The organism is Clostridium sp. 1001271B_151109_B4 (assembly GCF_015670405.1).
Classification (GTDB): Bacteria; Bacillota; Clostridia; order Clostridiales; family Clostridiaceae; genus Clostridium.
In genome coordinates this window covers 39,030-57,964 of sequence record NZ_JADPBQ010000020.1, presented here as the reverse complement: position 1 = coordinate 57,964, position 18,935 = coordinate 39,030, and the positions used below count along the sequence as shown (strand labels likewise).

Annotated in this window: 14 protein-coding genes; 1 reads left to right on the top strand and 13 read right to left on the bottom strand. The window is 25.3% G+C overall.

Annotated features, from left to right (window positions below; all coding sequences use genetic code 11):
* Nucleotides 1-62: 62 nt before the first annotated feature.
* The 7 genes from I4V63_RS12865 to I4V63_RS12830 all read right to left on the bottom strand — a co-directional run bounded on the left by I4V63_RS12865 (nt 63) and on the right by I4V63_RS12830 (nt 9,500).
* Nucleotides 63-626, bottom strand: coding sequence for an accessory gene regulator B family protein (locus tag I4V63_RS12865; protein ID WP_196001649.1), 564 nt, complete (start codon nt 624-626; stop codon nt 63-65).
* 260 nt (nt 627-886) lie between these two features.
* On the bottom strand, nt 887-2,041 hold the full coding sequence (locus I4V63_RS12860; protein WP_347707734.1) for a YibE/F family protein: 1,155 nt from the start codon (nt 2,039-2,041) through the stop codon (nt 887-889).
* Nucleotides 2,042-2,262: 221 nt separating this feature from the next.
* On the bottom strand, nt 2,263-3,780 hold the full coding sequence (locus tag I4V63_RS12855; RefSeq protein ID WP_196001648.1) for an alkaline phosphatase: 1,518 nt from the start codon (nt 3,778-3,780) through the stop codon (nt 2,263-2,265).
* A gap of 289 nt (nt 3,781-4,069) precedes the next feature.
* A complete protein-coding gene (locus I4V63_RS12850; protein ID WP_196001647.1) occupies nt 4,070-4,210 on the bottom strand; it encodes a hypothetical protein in 141 nt (46 codons plus the stop codon).
* 208 nt (nt 4,211-4,418) lie between these two features.
* Nucleotides 4,419-6,770, bottom strand: a complete 2,352-nt coding sequence (locus I4V63_RS15945; protein WP_196001646.1) for a PAS domain-containing sensor histidine kinase — start codon at nt 6,768-6,770, stop codon at nt 4,419-4,421.
* Nucleotides 6,771-6,934: 164 nt separating this feature from the next.
* Entirely contained in the window at nt 6,935-8,053 is a 1,119-nt protein-coding gene (gene wecB, locus I4V63_RS12835) for a UDP-N-acetylglucosamine 2-epimerase (non-hydrolyzing) (RefSeq protein ID WP_196001645.1), read from the bottom strand.
* Between the two features lie 565 nt (nt 8,054-8,618).
* Complete coding sequence (locus I4V63_RS12830) at nt 8,619-9,500, bottom strand: B-box zinc finger protein (RefSeq protein ID WP_196001644.1); 882 nt, start codon at nt 9,498-9,500, stop codon at nt 8,619-8,621.
* 202 nt (nt 9,501-9,702) lie between these two features.
* On the opposite strand from I4V63_RS12830, the gene rbr reads away from it, so the two are divergent.
* A complete protein-coding gene (gene rbr, locus I4V63_RS12825; RefSeq protein WP_196001643.1) occupies nt 9,703-10,299 on the top strand; it encodes a rubrerythrin in 597 nt (198 codons plus the stop codon).
* 73 nt (nt 10,300-10,372) lie between these two features.
* Here rbr and I4V63_RS12820 read toward each other — a convergent pair whose 3' ends face one another.
* From I4V63_RS12820 to I4V63_RS12795, 6 genes are all read right to left on the bottom strand, one after another.
* A complete protein-coding gene (locus I4V63_RS12820) occupies nt 10,373-10,813 on the bottom strand; it encodes a hypothetical protein (RefSeq protein ID WP_196001642.1) in 441 nt (146 codons plus the stop codon).
* Between the two features lie 607 nt (nt 10,814-11,420).
* The gene (locus tag I4V63_RS12815) at nt 11,421-11,615 is read right to left on the bottom strand and encodes a hypothetical protein (RefSeq protein ID WP_196001641.1); all 195 of its coding nucleotides are present in this window, start codon (nt 11,613-11,615) and stop codon (nt 11,421-11,423) included.
* Between the two features lie 654 nt (nt 11,616-12,269).
* Nucleotides 12,270-13,205, bottom strand: a complete 936-nt coding sequence (locus I4V63_RS12810; RefSeq protein WP_196001640.1) for an IS1 family transposase — start codon at nt 13,203-13,205, stop codon at nt 12,270-12,272.
* Nucleotides 13,206-13,655: 450 nt separating this feature from the next.
* Nucleotides 13,656-14,714 carry a bifunctional glycosyltransferase family 2/GtrA family protein gene (locus tag I4V63_RS12805; RefSeq protein WP_196001639.1) on the bottom strand — a complete coding sequence of 353 codons (1,059 nt, stop codon included), beginning with the start codon at nt 14,712-14,714 and terminating at the stop codon, nt 13,656-13,658.
* A gap of 12 nt (nt 14,715-14,726) precedes the next feature.
* On the bottom strand, nt 14,727-16,661 hold the full coding sequence (locus tag I4V63_RS12800) for a hypothetical protein (protein ID WP_196001638.1): 1,935 nt from the start codon (nt 16,659-16,661) through the stop codon (nt 14,727-14,729).
* A 2-nt stretch (nt 16,662-16,663) separates the two neighbouring features.
* Complete coding sequence (locus I4V63_RS12795) at nt 16,664-18,925, bottom strand: glycosyltransferase (protein ID WP_196001637.1); 2,262 nt, start codon at nt 18,923-18,925, stop codon at nt 16,664-16,666.
* Between the last annotated feature and the right edge of the window lie 10 nt (nt 18,926-18,935).

The window sequence follows — 18,935 nt, the reverse complement described above, 5'->3', positions numbered from 1 at the left end:
CTCTATATAGATAGATACTCTTTTTTTGAGTGTCTACTATATAGGGTCCATTTTAATTATAATCACTCCTTTCTTTTATATTTATTAAACATTAGCATAGTTTGTACAACATTAGTAAGACATATAAGCTCACCATATACTGTACTTTTATAACTAATGATTGATAGCATTGCTAATAAAGATACATTAACTAAACCTATTTTTCGATTTCTTCTTATAAGCTCTTCTTTTGTTAATGGCATTTTTTCATTGATTACTGGAGCTCTATGATATATACAAAATATACTAAATATATTCAATATAATAATAGATACCATATTTAATTCAATATTTCTTCCTAATATAAGCACGCCACATACTATTGTCATTGTTGCAAAAAAACATTTTATCTGGCTATCTTCATGATATCCACCAATAAATGGTTTAGTTATTATTATTGTTAATAATACAGCTAGTCCTTCTTTTAAAAGTCCTAACATATATAAAATTAAAACTATCAAAATAAGCTTTATTAATTCATAAGTTATTACAGTCAAAGTATATTCAATATGCTCCCTTTGCTCTTGACTATAACTTACACTTCTTGATAAATCATTTATAATTACGTTTACTATTCTCTTTACCATGTAAATACCTCAACTTAACTGTCTTTATAAACTTATAATAATTATATCATATTTTTCTTTATTTTTTGACATATTTTATTTACTTTTGCAATTTTTTATAAAATAAATAAAATTTAAATTGTAACAATAAACAATAATGTAAACAGTACAATTTATTCTTATATTTATGTAATTATTGTTAAGTCAATATTAAATACTATATATTATAAAAAAAATTTAAACCCCAATAGTGCAATTTCCTGACCATTTGGGTCTAAATTTTAAAGTTTATGTTTTGGCGTATAAATTATGCTACAGATTACAGATGTTAAAGGTGATACTATAACAAGACCTATACAGCCTACAAATGTTTGTACTATTTCAGATGAAATAAATTTTGTATTTAATATGCTCATAAGTGGTGTCCCTTGTGCCATATAAACCATCATTACTCCAATAAAGCTTCCCATATAAGCTAAAAGTAATGTTGTAGTTTGAGATCCAACAACTGACCTACCCACATTAAGACCTGATAATAATATTTCCTTCCTAGATATATCCGGTTTTTTATCAACTACCTCTTCTACGGCAGCTGATATATCAATTGCTAAATCAAGTATAGCTCCTGAGCATGATAAATAAATACCTGCTTGATATATTAAAGTTAAATTTAAGTTTTGATATCCAGAATAAATAAGAGATTCTGACCACTGCAATATTGATCCATGAATGTTGAATAAATTACCAAAGAAAATAGCAAGTACACAAGTTATAAGTGATGCTGCTATTGACCCAAAGATTGCACTATAAGCTTTTTTGGTAAATCCCCCTACTAATATAAGAGTTACTGTAGATATCACAATACCTATAATCAATGCTAAATATATGGGATGATATCCTTTAAGAAGCATTGGAACAAATACTTTTAATATGCATATCAATGTAAATACAAATGATATTATAGTTCTAACCCCTGTACTACCTGAAAATATAATAAGTAATACAACAAAAAATCCTATTAATAAAACTTCTAAATGTAACCTGTAATGATCTACTAAGTTTGCAAAAAGAAATTCATCATTACTAGTCCTTTCTATTAATGCAAATGCATAATCTCCAGCCTTAAATATCTTGTCAGTTTCTAATGAACCACTTAATAAATTTACACCTTCATGAATTTCACCCTTAAAACTTCCACTTAATACTTTTATTGTTGCAGATTGTTCTCCTGATTGTATAAGTCCTGAACTTATTATACTATCATTATTTACTTCTAATATTTTAACTTTTACACCTTCTGCATTTGTGTAAATCGCCTTTTGGAATCCTGTTGGAATTAATAATAAAACTATAATTGCTACTAAACATATCAATGAAAATATTACGTTTTTATCTTTAAATTTTCTTTTTAAAAAATTGTTTATATTAAACTTCACTTTAATTACCTCTAAATTCAAATTTTTTTAATATAATAGCCCCTTATATTTCTGCTACATTAACCGAAATATAAGAAGCTATAATACTTTTAGATAAATTATTATTTTGTAATATATATTAAAAAATTTTTGTATAAGCTTTTAATTGTATAAGATATATGTTTTATTTTTTTATTTTGACTAATTTGAAAAATTTATAATATATAATTTAAGTTAAGTTATTATTTTATCCCTGCAATTTTAGCAGTTTTATTATAAATATCAGTATTATCATAGAATCCATTAAATTCTTCAGAACCTATACCTATTGCATAAACTGGAACTGGTAATCCTGTGTGTGAATAAGATGTCCATCCAATACCAGCCTTATTATTTAATATGTGAGTTAAAGTTACTGTTAATGGCTCATATCCTCCATATAATATAGTAGCTTCTTCACCAGTAGCTCTTTCCTCTGCTGATTTTAATGTTTCTTCGTAAGCAGCTTTTACTTTATTAAGCTCATATTCAGTTAAAACTAAAAGATTATCATCTTCTCCTTCTTTAAGTAATCCAAAGTTTTCTGTAACTAAAGAAAAAATATCATCAAAAGATGCATTTGGGTTAGCTTCCAAGTGAGTTTTTAATATTTCATCAAAAGCTTCATAAGACATTTTTTGATTTGAAAGTAAATCAAAAGCAGTATCATAACCAGTTGTTGCTTGGCCTAAAGTCATACCACCTGTTTCATGGTCACCTGTAACTATAATTAAAGTTTCATCTGGATGCTCATTATAAAACTTAACTGCTTCTGAAATTGCTTCATCAAGTGCTACTACATCTTGAATATTACTCATAGCATCATTAGCATGCCCAGCCCAGTCAACCTTACCTGATTCAACCATCATAAAGAATCCTTCTTCATTATCTAAAACATTTATTCCAGTGCTAACTAAATCACTTAATTTTAACGAATTTTCATCCATATCAATGCTATATTCCATAGCGCCCCCAACTAACTCCGGATTAATTGCATACACCTTTCCACTTTCGTTGTTAAGAGACAATATTTCATCTTTATCTCTAGTTACTGTATATCCCTTTTCCTCTAATATTTCATAAATATCTCTTTGATCTTTATCTTTACCTGTAGGTTGCCCCAATTCTCCACCTGCAAAGTAATCAAAATCACTATCTGCCATTTGAAGTGCTATGTCATAATAATTATTTCTGGATTCTACATTAGCATAAAATGCTGCTGGAGTAGCATGGTTTAATGTAACTGTTGAAACTATCCCAACCTTATATCCCTTTTCTTTTAATTGTTCAGCTATTGTTGTTACTTCTGTAGTTTTATCAGCTTCTAATCCTATAACTCCACTATGAGTTTTAACTCCTGAAGCTATTGATGTAGCTGTTGAAGCTGAATCTGGTGCAAAAGATGTTGAGTCTTGAGTTGATGCTGAGCCTGTAACTGGGAATTCAGTAAATCCTAATCTTGTTAATTCAACTGAATCCTTATTATCAACTGTTCCGTTATATATTTGTGCACCATTTACTTGTGGATAAGACATTCCATCCCCAATAAACATAAATATATACTTCGCCGTAGATGTTTTTTGTGATACTTCATTACTAGCTACTACTGTGTCTATTTCCGCGTTTCCACCTTCTGAATTATTGCTAGAACAGGCTATCATACTAAAAGTCATAGTTGCCACTAATGATGCTATTACCCCTATTTTTTTAAACCTATGCATTGTTAATTTCCTCCCTCATACTTTTAATAATTTAATGATTTTAGTTTTTCCCTACTTAAAATATAATAACCATTATTTTGATTAAATTGGTTAACATGAGGTTAATTTCCAGTTAATTATATTTAATTATATTTTTACCTATAGTTAAATCCTTAAATAATCTCCTATCTATTTTTATATAATAACCATAAGCATCACCCTAAACCTGTTATCCTTGTGGTATAACTAATTTATATCTTAATGTATAGTTGAAACTATATATTAATCTAAGAATTTAATTTATTATTCTTTAATAGTCAACTGCAGATATTAAATCAAGTAAGATTTCTAACTCACCTCCAGTAATAACTAATTTTCCATCTTCTTGTCCATTATTGTTAATAGTCATTGTTGGAGCAGCAACCTTGTTATCATTAACCTCTTCAAACAATAACAGTTTGTTCTAAAGTTGTCTCATCACCTTCACTATCACTAACTGAATATTTAATACTATATGTACCAACCTTATTAGTATCAACTTTACCTTTTACAGTAACTTTATCAATTTACCTCTTCTTTTAATTCTCCCTTAAGTCCCTATAATATTTAATAAAATAACACCAGCTTAAAATAAATAACCTTTTAAGCTGGTGTTTAAATTAATATAAATTATATATATCAGATAACTCTGAATCTATTTCTTTACTATCTACTTTGTAAATTTTATCTATATTATCATCATAATCTTTCAAGCAATTATCTGGTAACATTATTCTAAAAGTACTTCCTTCACCTAGTTTACTTTCAACAGAAATATTTCCATTGTGTAGCTCTATTAGCCTTTTAGCAATATTTAATCCCATTCCACTACCTTCATTTTCTCTCCTTAAAGAGTCATCAACTTGTAAAAATGGTTCAAATATATTTTCAAGCATCTCTTCCCTAATACCTATCCCCTTATCAATACATTCAATAATTATCATAGGCTCTTCATACTTAATATTAACATGTATTTCACTACTATTATCACTGAACTTAATAGCATTAGCTAGTATATTAGTAACTGCCCTAACTATTTTACTTGGATCACAACTTACTATTTTTTCTTCAAACTCTGTATCAAATATTATATTAATATTATTAAAATATTTAGTAATATAACTTACAATATCCTCTACTAGTTCAACTATATTTATATTTTTAAATTGTACATCACTATTTTCATAATCTAATGTTAATGTATCAATTATATTATTAATAGTTCTATATATCCTCAAACAATTTACCTTTACAGGTCTCCTATACTTATTATACATACTAATTAATTGTTCGTGATCAGATATATCAATATTTTCTAATAATTGAATTACTGAAAAAATAACATTTATAGGTGTTATAAATTCATGAGATAAATTTATAATAAAATTATTTTTTATTCTTTCCTGCTCCTTAAATTTATCATACTCTAATAGTAGATTATTATATTTACTACTTTCACTAGGATTTCTAGCTAAAATTACCTTGTCCACTTTAGATATTTCTTTATCTTTTATTTTTAAAGTTATAGACTCAATTTCTAAGACTTTTCCCTCTTCTATATTTATAGAATATCTTATTTTTTCATTTATTTTTGTTTCAAAGTTTTTTCTCTCATTTTGGTCATTTATTAAACTAGAATACCTTATTTTATTTTGCTTAAAATCAATATCTCCAAGGTATTTCTTAGCCGTTAAATTTGAAAATATAATATTTCCATCCTTATCAAGAGCTATTATCATCTCTTGTATATCATCTATTATGTCTGATAATATCTTTTCATTATTTTTAGTTTCTTCATTTTTACGATACTCTTCAGTTATATCATTAAATTTAAATGCATAATAAATATCGTTATTATGTGTGATTATTTTCTGACCATAAACTTCAAAAATCCTATCAATATTTTTTGCTTCCATAATTTTCTTTACATCAGTATTTTCCTTTAAAAGTTCAATCAATCTTAAAGTGTTATATCCACCTTCATTTAAAATCCTTCTAATATCTTGATACTGCTTTGATTCATCTTTAGATTTACTTCTTGCTTCTCTAAACTTTTTATTTGCATAGCATAATTCTCCATTACTATCAAATAGCGCTATTTCTTCACTACAATTAAACTCAGCTAATCTATAAAATATTTTTAACTCAGAACTTAATTTTACATTTTCCTTAGTTTTCATAAGGACTTGCATGAATACCCCGCATACTATAAATACAAATGAAAACTTAGTTAAAGCCATGTATAGCTTAAATATTTGAAAATCATTTTTGGTTGGAAAATTGAATATTTCATATATAATAATAAATTTTCTAATTGCTAATAATGAAATACTTATAAATACATAAGAATATAGTACATCTAAATTCTTAATGGCCTTTTTAGTCAAAAATACAATTGATATAAAATTAATAATAATTGATAAAATAATTATAATTACTATTAAATTCATATATTCAACATATCTCTTTATTAGATATCTTTCTATAAAAGTATTAATAATACTAAATACTATAACTATATTTGTTATAATTATTTTTCTCCTAACTGTAATGTAGCTTTTCATCCGATTGATATTTAAAATTGATATTAATATTAGTGATCTTAAAATTGAGTTAGTTATTCCCCAAGTCTCAATTGCAAATATTCTTTCAAATATTATTCCTGTCAATAAATTTAAATATATTAATGAAATAATAAAATACTCATCTTTTTCATTTTCCATATAATAAATTAGACACCCTAAATAAGCTAGCATATTTAAAAATATGCAGGCAATAACATCTTCTGTAGATGCTATAAGCCCCTCTTCTGTAGATACTATAATACCACTTTCTACTATATATTTATATCCAACTCCACTATACATAAATAAGTAAATTAAAAAACAAATAATCAATAATATTACTAATATAACTAGTACTGTTATTTGACTATTCCTTGTTCCCTCTTCCTTCTTCACTAAATTAAGCACACTCTTATCCCCTAGTTCTAATTCTTAAATAATTTTTTTCTTGCTATTTAACTTTACATTATTTTCTTTTTATGTTCAAGTATAACACATTATAAAATTACTGAATTATATTATAAAAAATCCCTAGTTTTTAGTATTTTACTACTTTAACTAGGGTCTTTTTCTTAATTAAAATATTCAATTATATGATTTACTATTCTCTCACACGCTTTTCCATCTCCATATGGATTAGATGCATGCGCCATTTTTTCATAAGCTTTTTTATCATTAATAAGCTCATTTGCTATATTAAAAATATCTTCCTTATTTATACCAGCTAACTTAACTGTCCCAGCTTCAATAGCTTCTGGTCTTTCAGTTTCAGTTCTTAAAACCATAACTGGTTTTCCAAGTGCAGGAGCTTCCTCTTGAATTCCTCCTGAATCAGTCATTATAAGATAACACTTAGCCATTAAATTAGCAAAATCAACATACTCTAAAGGTTCAATTAAATGTACCTTATCCTCAATCCCCTTAAACCCTTCAGCTGCAAGTTCTCTTATAAGTGGATTTTTATGCATAGGGAATATAACATTAACATCTTCATTTTTAGTAACAATTTTTCTAACTGCTGCAAAAATCCCCTTCATTGGCTCTCCCCAATTTTCTCTTCTATGAGCAGTTAATAAAATTAATTTCTTATTTTCAAAATCTATATTATTTAAATTTTCATCTTCAAACTTATGATTTTCATCTATTACACTTAAAAGTGCATCAATTACAGTGTTACCTGTAATATATATATTATTATGTATATTTTCTCTTTCTAAATTTTCCTTGTTACTCTTTGTAGCAGCAAAATGTAAGGTTGTAATTGCTCCAGTAAGCTTTCTATTTGCTTCTTCTGGGAATGGTGAATATATATCTCCAGTTCTAAGACCTGCTTCTACATGACCAATTGGCTTTTGATTATAAAAAGCTGCTAATGCTCCATTTAATGTAGTTGAAGTATCTCCATGAACTAATACTATATCTGGATTACACTCCTTAATTACTTTATCTACACCAGTTAAAACCTTATTTGAAACATCTACAATTGTTTGTCCGTGTGACATTACATTTAAATCATATTGTGGTTTTACGTCAAATATTTCTAAAACTGCATCTAACATTTCTCTATGCTGAGCCGTTGCACACACTATTGATTCTATTCTATCATCCTTTTCTAACGCTTTAACTAGTGGACACATCTTTATTGCTTCAGGTCTTGTTCCAAATACACTTAAAACCTTTATCTTACTCAATATCCTTACCTCCTATGTTGAACATATATCTTTTATATAACTATATGATAAGTAATAATTTCATTTATTTTTTAAATTGATCTTTTAAATTAATTTCTTAAATTTAATTCATTAATCCTATTTTACATTATTAAGTGTAGTAATAAAACCTTTTTATAGTTAATAAATGAAAAGTAAAACTTTAAAAATACCTTGTGAAAAACATTGTTTTTCTTAAAAATAATTATCTGAAAATATGATGTCCTCAATTCATTAATATTTCAGTTTAAATTAAGTAAACTTAGAAGATATAATAAAAGATATTTTTGGCACATTACTTTTTAATGAAAAAATACTTAACTAACTATAAATTCTACTATATTATAAGTTATCTATAAACTTTACTATATTATAAGTTATCTATAAATTTTACTATAACTATTATTATAAGTTATCTATAAATTTATCTTTATTAATAATTCTATAAAAACAAGAAATGTTAAAGTTAAAATCCACTTTTAAAAAAAGGATTTTAACCTTAACATTAACTTACTAGATAATCTTATATCTACTTAATAATTAAAATTTACTCTTTCTCTAAACAAATTCCTATTACAATTAAAGCAACAGGAATAATATAAGATAACATACTTATAAATGGGCTAATATATATAAATCTTAATGCAATATTTCCTGTAATAAATATTAATAATGTAAATACAGCAACAACAACTATCGGTGCTATAATTCTAATTATCTTTTTCAATTTCATGAAATTCTTAAATGATAATGCTGCTAATGCAATAATTATTAATGGCTCAAGTAATATTAATAAAGAATTTATAAAGAAAAATAATGCTCTAACCCCATCATCATACCTTATTGAAAGATACATATTCTCAAAGCAATCTGGAAAACCACCAATAGCTAAAACTACTTTAGGAATTAAAAGTGCAATTGCTATTATTGCTAAAACATAATTTACCTCTTTATATCTCCTATCTGTTCTAACTGATGAGTCTTTATACTCCTGTGTTTGATAATTTATATATAGATTTTCATTTGAATTACTATTTAATTTGTTATTTAAATTGTTATTTGAATTGTTATTTAAATTATCACTTACATTTGTATATGAATTTATTTTTTCTAAATCTAATTGTTCTTTATTTGTACTACCATTATTTATTTCATTTATATCGCTACTCTTATTATTTAAATTACTCTCATTAGTATAATTCACATCGTTACTGCTATTATTAAAATTGATATCATTAGTGCTATCAATATTATTTCGATTATTATTATGAGTATTTTCATCTTTATTATCCGTTGAATACATTTCAGAAACACACTCTTTGCAATAATACTTATTATTTATTTTTACTGCGCATTCCTCACAAATAAGCCTATTACATCTAACACACATTCCTTTTGCTTCTCTTTCATGGTGCTTTGAACAATTCATTTTTATCAACCCCTATCTCTATCTACATATTTTATCACTCTTCCCTTATAGCTTTCAATATATATATGGAAATTATTGGCCGAGCAAACGAGATTGTTTCATGAAATTTTTTTAAAATCTTAATGAACCTTGTTCCATCGAATAAAATTTGGTAAATTACATAGACTATAAAATAAATGAAATGAAAGGATGGTAATTCATAATGACTGATTTTAATTCAAGTAAGACAAAAGAAAATTTACTTAAAGCTTTTGCTGGTGAAAGTCAAGCAAGAAACAGATATACCTTTGCTGCTTCTGCTGCTAAAAAAGAAGGCTATTCTATATTACAAGACTTATTCCTATATACCGCTAATCAAGAAATTGCTCATGCTAAACAATTTATGGATAAATTAAAAGAATTCTCTGGAGAAGAAATAGAAATTACAGCTTCTTATCCTGTAGAAGTTGAAACTAGTACTTTAAAATTATTAAGATTAGCAGAACGTGATGAAAATAACGAAGGCGTAAATGTTTATCCTGAATTTTCTAGAATAGCTAAAGATGAAGGATTTCCTGATATAGCAATATTATTTACTAATGTTGCTTCTGTAGAAAATGTTCACAGCAAGAGATTTAAAAAATATGCTGATAGACTTGAAAACGGCTCATTATTTAAAAATACTGCAACAACAGCTTGGATGTGTACAAATTGCGGATTTATTTATGAAGGCCAAGTAGCTCCTGCTAAATGTCCTGTATGCGCTCATCCACAAGGCTTTTTCATTAAATTTGATGAATCATCTTTTGAAGGTAAATAGTTAATTTTAAATATGAAATAAAGCCCGGATATCTTATTTATTTATGTCTTCGGGCTTTTTTATATTTTAGCCTTTATATCTCGTGAGCAGCTTCCCACTGAATATCATATTCTTTTATATCATTAATTTTACTTAAAACAAATTTATTACACTCATTACTTATTCTTAATTTTAAGGTAAACTCCTTAAAATAAGACACTAATTCTTCCCCTTCTATCTCTGCAGTTATATAATTACTTACAGTTCTACTTAATTCCATTAACAGCTTACAGTTCTTCATCTCAGTTTCTTCATCTAACGCTCCTGATGCAACTGTTCTATAAACAATATATCCATAAATGGCTGAAAGCTTTAAGCAATCATCAACTACTTCATCCCTTTTACCTTTCTTTCTATCTTCTATCTTTTTAATATCCCCTTGACTACAAAGTTCTTCATCAACTATAAAGTGTATTGCTGCAACTATAAAATCCCTCTTCAAGTTATTAGTTAATTTTTCTTCAATATAATTCATAATTACACTCTCCATACCTTTACCCCTACTCCTTTTATAATCCATACTTAAATTTATTATCTTACAAACCCCTATAAAATTTACTATATAGACTATGTGTTTTGTACTCCATAAAATCACCTATAACTTTATCGCCATTATACTTGTAAAAAAAAATAAAAAGCAAGTTGATTCTAGTATTTCTACTATAGAACCACCCTTGCTTCTACTTATATATATATACTTTTCAAATCATTTTGTGAATATGTTCCAAAATATTTTTTTGATTTTCTATTCCTTCTAATACAATTATTACTCTGCAGCTTTCATCATACTGGCTTCTTCACATAATTTTTCCGCATTTGTATCAAACTCAACATTAATTTTTTTCATAACTAAACTCCAAATAGCTATAAACACTAATAATGTTGTGAAAATTATACAATATACTAGTGATGAATTATATATTCTATATTCAACTAAAATATTACTTTCTAGAACACCAAGCTGTAGGTTTATATAACTTAAATAACAAGAATTCAATAAATATAGTTATTACAAATTAATATTTACTTATATGAATTTTAACTTCCACAAATTTATATACTTTCGATTATTGATTTTCATACTAATCCTTATTAGTATTTTTTCTATATGTATCCTCATAATAATTATATTCTTTATTTAAATCACAATTATCATAGTAATCATAATCTTTATACATTTCTTCAACTTCATCGTCAAAATCGCTTGCAATCTTTAATAATGAATAAACAATAATAACTCCTATACTTGCTCCTAAACCTATCAAAAAATTAATCATCTAATTCACCTCTAACTAAATTATTTATTTGATCTATTTATTGAAAGTCTAGCCACTAAATCATATTATTATTCACATCTAATTAAAAGGTTAATTGAAAAAACAACAATAAGCTTATCTTGTTACTATAATTTTTTTGATCCTAAAACTATAAATTATTAAATTAATCCGTTGCGCTTAAATAATAATACTAATTAGGACTTCTTATAACCTTATTTAATATTGCTCTAAAAAATTAGTCTTTTATTTATTAATTGAATAGGAATAAACTATTAATATTTCTTGGAAATTTTCTATAGTTAATCCACTTGAGGCTTTCCTTTACTATTATATCTTTTTCTATATAGGACTATGTTATATCAAAATGTTGTTAACAACATTTTGATATAACATAATACTATACACTTTGACACATAATATTATCTTTGCATCAACTAATTCCCTAATAAATAAATTAATTAATTTATTTATTAATTTATTTATATCTACATAAACTAGTTTTTTAATTCTAGGCATTAAAAATAGACTATTCCCCAAACAGAAAATAGACTGCATGAACTTCTTATGAAAAATTTAAAATTATGAATCTAACCATAAAACTTCTCTACATATAAATTATCGAAATCCTATATTAATATTAATTTATTTTATAATTTATACAGAAATAACTTTTTTCTTTACGTTACTCCATGATATGTATGTATTAATTTCTGCAGTTATATTAAGTTGAGAGTTAATTTTTCTCAATGAAAAATTATTTCTTTCTTCATGTATTATATTATTTTTATATTCAAAAGCTCTCCAATTTAAATAGTGATCTAAATATTTGCTTGCTACTCCATTAAATTTTTTAAGCCATGCTTTCACTTTTATAGAATAAGCTAAATCTATTTTAAAATCACAATTATATTTTAACTTAACTTTTCGTATCTCATTTAAAGCTTTAGCAAAAGTTTTTAATCTACTATCTTGAAAACCTACTATATATGCTTTGTTATCTATTCTTGGAATAAGATTATTTCTTATTTCATAAAAATCTAGGAATCTTCTCCCAGCAATTATTGGTAGTACATCTATACGATCATTTATTGCAGTAACAACTACAATTTTATCTCTTTCTTCCCCATGATATTTTTTATCACCTTTAAAATTTTCTAATATAATCATTTTACTTAATTCAACATAAGAATCTATTTTTTCAATATAGTTTTCATTACAAAAATCTGCTAAAAATCTATGTCTCCAAAAAAATGATGTTGTTATGGTAATATTCATTTTAGAAGCACATTCTCTAATGGACTTTCCTTGTATAAAAAGTTTAAAGTAATCTTGATAATTTTCCTTAAACTTCTTTGAACATCTAAAAGGATTATCTTTATCTTCAATAAATGTTTTTCCACAACCTTCGTTATTACATTTATATCTTTGAGCTCCTTTAAAAAATCCAAATTTAATAACCTTTTCACAGTTACATTTAGGACATTTAGTTTTATTACTTTTATCCGTCTTACCATTAATACTTATTTTATTGTTATTCTTTTTCTCATCTTTTAATATACTATTAACTAAAGTTTTATAGAAATTAATCATAATTCATCACCAGTTATGATTATTAACTTATATCTATATTTCTAAACAGATTTTATAAGGATTGTTCGCTTTTATATGTAATTTAATACTTAAAATCTGCCTAATCCCTAAAATAAATTATCTCGGAAGCAAACTCATATACATGAGTATGTTTCCGAGACATAATTAATTAATAATAATTTTAAAAATAGTTGTATACTTACCATTTAAAGACTTATCTGAAGTACTTAATTTAATTTTAGCATCATGTTATACTTCCTTATTGTTTTCAAGCAATATAATTCTTCTAATAAAATTACTTGAATCAATAAAATAATGCCTCCTATAACTGTATAATTGTATAAGTTTCTATTATAATACATTATTAATTTAAACATTAACGTTATATATAACTATTCCATTTATTTCACTAACTAACTTTAAATCTAACAATTACTTTAATCTAACTTATTATTTTTTATCATTAAATACCCATTCTCTTTGTATGTAATAATTAGCAATAAAAATTAATATATCTACTATTATCTTTAATAAAACTATTATCTTACTGCTGAAAATTTGTGATAATGAAGCAACACTCAAGCTAGAAATTCCCATTTGAATAATTACCAATATATAATATTTGATAATAAAACTTTTAGAATCATGCTGTTCAAAAACAAATTTTCTATTTAATAAATAGTTATAAAGTGATGATATTATTCTTGCACACACTGTAGATACTATAATCTTGTACATGATAAATGAAAAATCACTAAACAAGCTTAAAATATTTAAAAATAACATAAAAAATAATATATCTACTAAAAATGAACTTAATGAAACAAATAAATACTTTATAAATACCTTATAAATTTCAACTGAATCACGAAGTGGATTAAAATGTGTGCCTTTATTTTCATTTAAATATACTGTTTCTATAGGTACCTCTTCAAATTTAATATTATACTTTTTAGCATCTAATAGCATATTAGTTTCATATTCAAATCTTTCACCTTTTGTATATAAAAATCTCTTAATATCATTAATAGCAATTGCACGTAATCCTGTTTGTGTATCACTAATTGAAATACCACATAATATTTTAAATAAGCTCCTTGTTAACTTATTTCCAACCCTACTTTTTAAAGGTACATTATCTTCATCAAAATTACGGCTTCCTAATACTAGCTTATTTTCTGAATTAATAAGTTCCTGACTACATTTTAATGCATCCTTTACTAAGTGTTGTCCATCACTATCAACAGTTATAACTCCAATTACATCTTTGTAATTATTTAATACATAATTAAAAGCCGTTTTTAATGCTCTTCCTTTTCCATAATTTAAAGCATGAGTTAAAACTACTATTCCCATATCTCTAATTTCTTTGAATATATCCCTATATTCCTCTCCACTTCCATCATCAACTACAATTATTTTATTAAAATGCTTTTTATAATTACAAACAATTTTAATAAATGTTGTATTAGGTTCCAATGTAGGTATTATTAAAACTAAATTATCCATATATACTTCTCCTTATTTATGAAATAATTCCGATATCTCATATAACCCAACTTCTCCCTCACTATTAGCGTGCTTTTGCATATATGCTTTAGCTTCATCATCACTTTCAACTAAAACTAGGTAATCAAAATTCTCAATATTTTCTCTTATATATTCATCATCAAAACTACTAAACACATATACATTAGGATCCATTAACATATATCTTGCAATATATCCAAGATAATAATTAGAAACTTGTGAGTCAGTATCAGTTGCATATAAAGCATAATGATTATCATCCATTGAAAAATTATTTCCAACAATGGCTTCAACCTTACCTGGCAATGTTTCGTAATATTGTTTATTCAAATATGTCATTCCGTTAATCTCTGATAAAAATAGCATAATACCAACTGCGCTAACTGCAAGTGTAGAATTCATATATATCTTTTTACTTTGCAATGATTTAAAAGCATAAATATCACGATATCTTCCCTGCGTAATATAAAATGAATTTTCAATATCTATAACAAATGAAAATGTCATAATACCCACTAAAAAAATCATAATACTTGATGAATATCTATCAAAGCCTGCTAAATACTCTGCTTCATCCATAGGCATCATAAAGATATACATGGCTAATATTCCTATGTAATATAAAATGAAAGTAATATCTGAAATAAGTAATATTTTAAATGAATGATGCTTTTTATCATTAATCCTTTTTAAAATAATACAACCTATTAATGCAGCAATGTTACAATAAACAAATCCCATTGATATATTGTTTTTTGTGCTAAATACCTGACTTTTAAATTCATTTAATACAATTTCAATTTCTTCTGGAGTCTTAGACCCTCCATTACTACTAACAACATTCTCTTGATCTTTATCAATTTTTTCGTTATTTAAAACTTCTTGACTTTCAGTATCTTCATGTTCTTCAAGACCTTCAGCACCTTTACCTAGAGTATCTTCTTCACTTTCCTTTAATGATATATCAAATTTAAAATTAACATCCTTAAATTCATTTTTTACATGATAACTCCAACTTCCATATACAAGTAAGCTAACAGTAATGCATATTAAAACTTTAAGAAAATTTTTCTTCTTATTTTTAGATTTCAAAAATATGTATAATAAATAAATAGTTGCAATAGCCCAAAAGAAAATTGCATTATTCTTTACTATTAAAAGCATGGACATCATTGGCAATATAGTATAAACACATTTCTTTATATTATTTTTATAAAAATAAATTGTTGCTATAATTGCTAAGGACACTAACGGTAAAACAAAATCAACTAATAAATTATCCATTCGAATAGCAACATTAAAAATATTCATTACACCTATAGATATTAAAATTAAAGAACTAAATAATAGTCTTTTCCTATCTTTAATAATAGAAAAGAAGGCATAAATACTAGCATAAATAATTGTTCCTTGAGCTGCTAACATAACTCCTTCATTACTACCAACTATTTTACATACATAATAAATCCAAGATGATGTACCTAATGGATAGTTTTTAAAATCAATTAAAACTGAATTTGCATTTGGAAATGCATTTTCAATTAGCATTTGTTTTACAACAATTGCCCAATGTGAAAAGTTATCGTAATGAATAAGTTTAGAAGATAAAAGAATAATTGAAATTATTATAAAACAACTTAAAAGCATAAAATTTAATATATTAATAACTTCAATATTATAAAAATCCTCTTTCCTTAAGCCTAAAATCTTTCTAATAAATAATAATAATCCAACAATAAAAATAATATATGAACTATATTGCAATAATTTTAATAACCCACTAAAGTAAGATATTAAAGTTATTATGCTTAAAGAAAATAATGGTGAAATAAACCTATTAATTTTTAGTTTTTCTTCAAAAAATAATGAATATCCAAATAAGGATAAAATCATAAATATAAATCTAATACACGTAAAAACAATCATTATTATATACTCTCCTTTCTTGCATATTCATTTATTAAACTAACAAATTGTTTATCATATATTAATTCTTCATGGTTTATAATTTTAAATAAATTTTTAGAACTTGTTCCTGATTTTTCATATAATTTGACTTTTAATTCATGCTTGTCCTTTAATATAAAAGAATAAATTTTATGTCTTTTAATTTCCTCTGATATATTATTTAAAAGTATATAATTATAATTAAAATCTACTAATGTTGCTCTTATATTATTATCCAAAAGAATATCTTCGTTAATTTTAACCCTTGGCATTTTTCTCTTTTCTTTTTCATTAATTTCAATTCTCTTATGAGCATTTAATATAATTCCATCAATAGTAGTCATCCACAAATTTAATTCATTTGTTGATTCTATATTACGGTCATGTATTATTTGTAAATATTGACGCTTATTTTTATCATCAATATCTGTAATTTTGCATCTATAAATATATTCTCCAGACTCTTCTAATTTTGTACAAATAATAATCTCTGCTTTGAACTCAGCTTTATATAAATCAGTAACAATTTCTAACTTTACATCTCTATCTACTGGAAAATAAGTATAATTAGGTACTTTAAAAGAAAGCCCAGTATCAGATAAATCACAAGTTATTCCACTTAAATCAACTTGAGGATCCATGCTTACAATATTTTCTTTAACTACAATACGATCTGAAGTTCTATATATTTTTCTACCTAATGAAAAGTACATAGCATATATTAAGTTAATGATATTGTAACTCAACCAAAATATAATAAACATACTATATACAAGTGCCATAGAATACTTCCCTTTAGTATATTTAATTATAGCTAGTATTGATAAAACTAATAATATTAAATTAGGAATTGCATAAATTACAGCCTTATAATCCTTCTTAATTACCTTACTCTTATCTGTAACTTTAAATTTCTTTTGACTAATACAAATTGTTTCTAAAAATACAGGAATAACTAAAAATGGTGCCAAAATGGTATCTATAATTTGATTCCATCTTTCATTTCTTATTTTGTTAGATAATAATCTCATTGAAAGTGTATTGAAAAAATATGCTGGTGCCCAAAATAATAAAATATCCCTAAAACTACAATTGACAACTTGTACATCAAATAAAGCAAACATAATTGGGGCTAATATAAATATGATTCTTCTAAAAAATGACCACCAATATGAAAATCCAAAAAGATAGCTTAAATTTCCTGCAATTGATAAACCTTTATTAAAAGGAATTAAACAATTTCTACTACTTTGAATAACACCTCGTGCCCATCTTCTTCTTTGAGAAATCATCCCTTTAATTGTATTAGGGGTAATTCCACAAGCTAATACTTCACTAGTTGAAAAAGTTTTATATCCCTTAGCTTGTATACGTAATCCCGTTTCATAATCTTCAGTAATAGTGTTTACTGGAAACAACCCAATACTTTCTAATGCCTCTCTAGAAATAACCGTGTTACTCCCTGTATAAACAGTTGAGTTTGAACCATTACGTAATATATTTATCTCCTTTGAAAAGAAGTCTTGCTCATTTGGAATATTTTCTTCTGAATATAAGTTATATTGAAATAAGTCAGCATTATAAAAACCTTGTGGAGTTTGTATAAATCCGATCTTCTTGTTTTTTTCTGCTTCTTCTTCACTTAATTTAATCCACTTATCATCTTCCTTTTTATAATAAGGTAAAAAGAAATATGGAACAGTTTTAAGTAAAAATGATCTTTGAGGAATCATGTCAGCATCAAATGTTGCAATAAGTGGCGATGTTGTATTCATTAAAGCATTATTATAATTTCCTGACTTTGCATGTTTGTTATCTTCAAGTCCAATATATCCTACTCCAAAATGGTCTGCTAAATCTTTAATTTCACTTCTATTAGTGTCATCACAAATATAAATATGTACTTTACTCTTATCTGGATAATCCATAAATGTGCATGCATTAATTGTTTTATATAATAAGTCGGCATCTTCATTATGAGTTGCTATTAATACATCTATATGTGGAAATTCATCTTTTTCAATAGGAACTAACTCTAATTCATCTTTATAGGTAAATGATTTATACATTAAATCAAAAGTTCCTAGAGCAGTTACTATTTCAGAGTATACTAATATAATTCCAAATATAGCAGGGAATAATCCATTAGATAGAGGAATTGTAAAAAATACACGCCATATTAAATAAATTATTTCTAAGATAATAGTAACGCAAAAAATACTATTTTTATAAATTTTCTTCATCTTCTTCTCC

Bases quoted from the DNA above. Each gene is read 5' to 3' on its own strand.
- I4V63_RS12855 (WP_196001648.1), bottom strand. From the start codon at position 3,780: ATGCATAGGTTTAAAAAAATAGGGGTAATAGCATCATTAGTGGCAACT.
- rbr (WP_196001643.1), top strand. From the start codon at position 9,703: ATGACTGATTTTAATTCAAGTAAGACAAAAGAAAATTTACTTAAAGCT.
- I4V63_RS12795 (WP_196001637.1), bottom strand. From the start codon at position 18,925: ATGAAGAAAATTTATAAAAATAGTATTTTTTGCGTTACTATTATCTTA.
- I4V63_RS12805 (WP_196001639.1), bottom strand. From the start codon at position 14,714: ATGGATAATTTAGTTTTAATAATACCTACATTGGAACCTAATACAACA.
- I4V63_RS12815 (WP_196001641.1), bottom strand. From the start codon at position 11,615: ATGATTAATTTTTTGATAGGTTTAGGAGCAAGTATAGGAGTTATTATT.
- I4V63_RS12865 (WP_196001649.1), bottom strand. From the start codon at position 626: ATGGTAAAGAGAATAGTAAACGTAATTATAAATGATTTATCAAGAAGT.
- I4V63_RS12800 (WP_196001638.1), bottom strand. From the start codon at position 16,661: ATGATTGTTTTTACGTGTATTAGATTTATATTTATGATTTTATCCTTA.
- I4V63_RS12820 (WP_196001642.1), bottom strand. From the start codon at position 10,813: ATGAATTATATTGAAGAAAAATTAACTAATAACTTGAAGAGGGATTTT.
- I4V63_RS12810 (WP_196001640.1), bottom strand. From the start codon at position 13,205: ATGATTAATTTCTATAAAACTTTAGTTAATAGTATATTAAAAGATGAG.
- I4V63_RS12830 (WP_196001644.1), bottom strand. From the start codon at position 9,500: ATGAATTGTTCAAAGCACCATGAAAGAGAAGCAAAAGGAATGTGTGTT.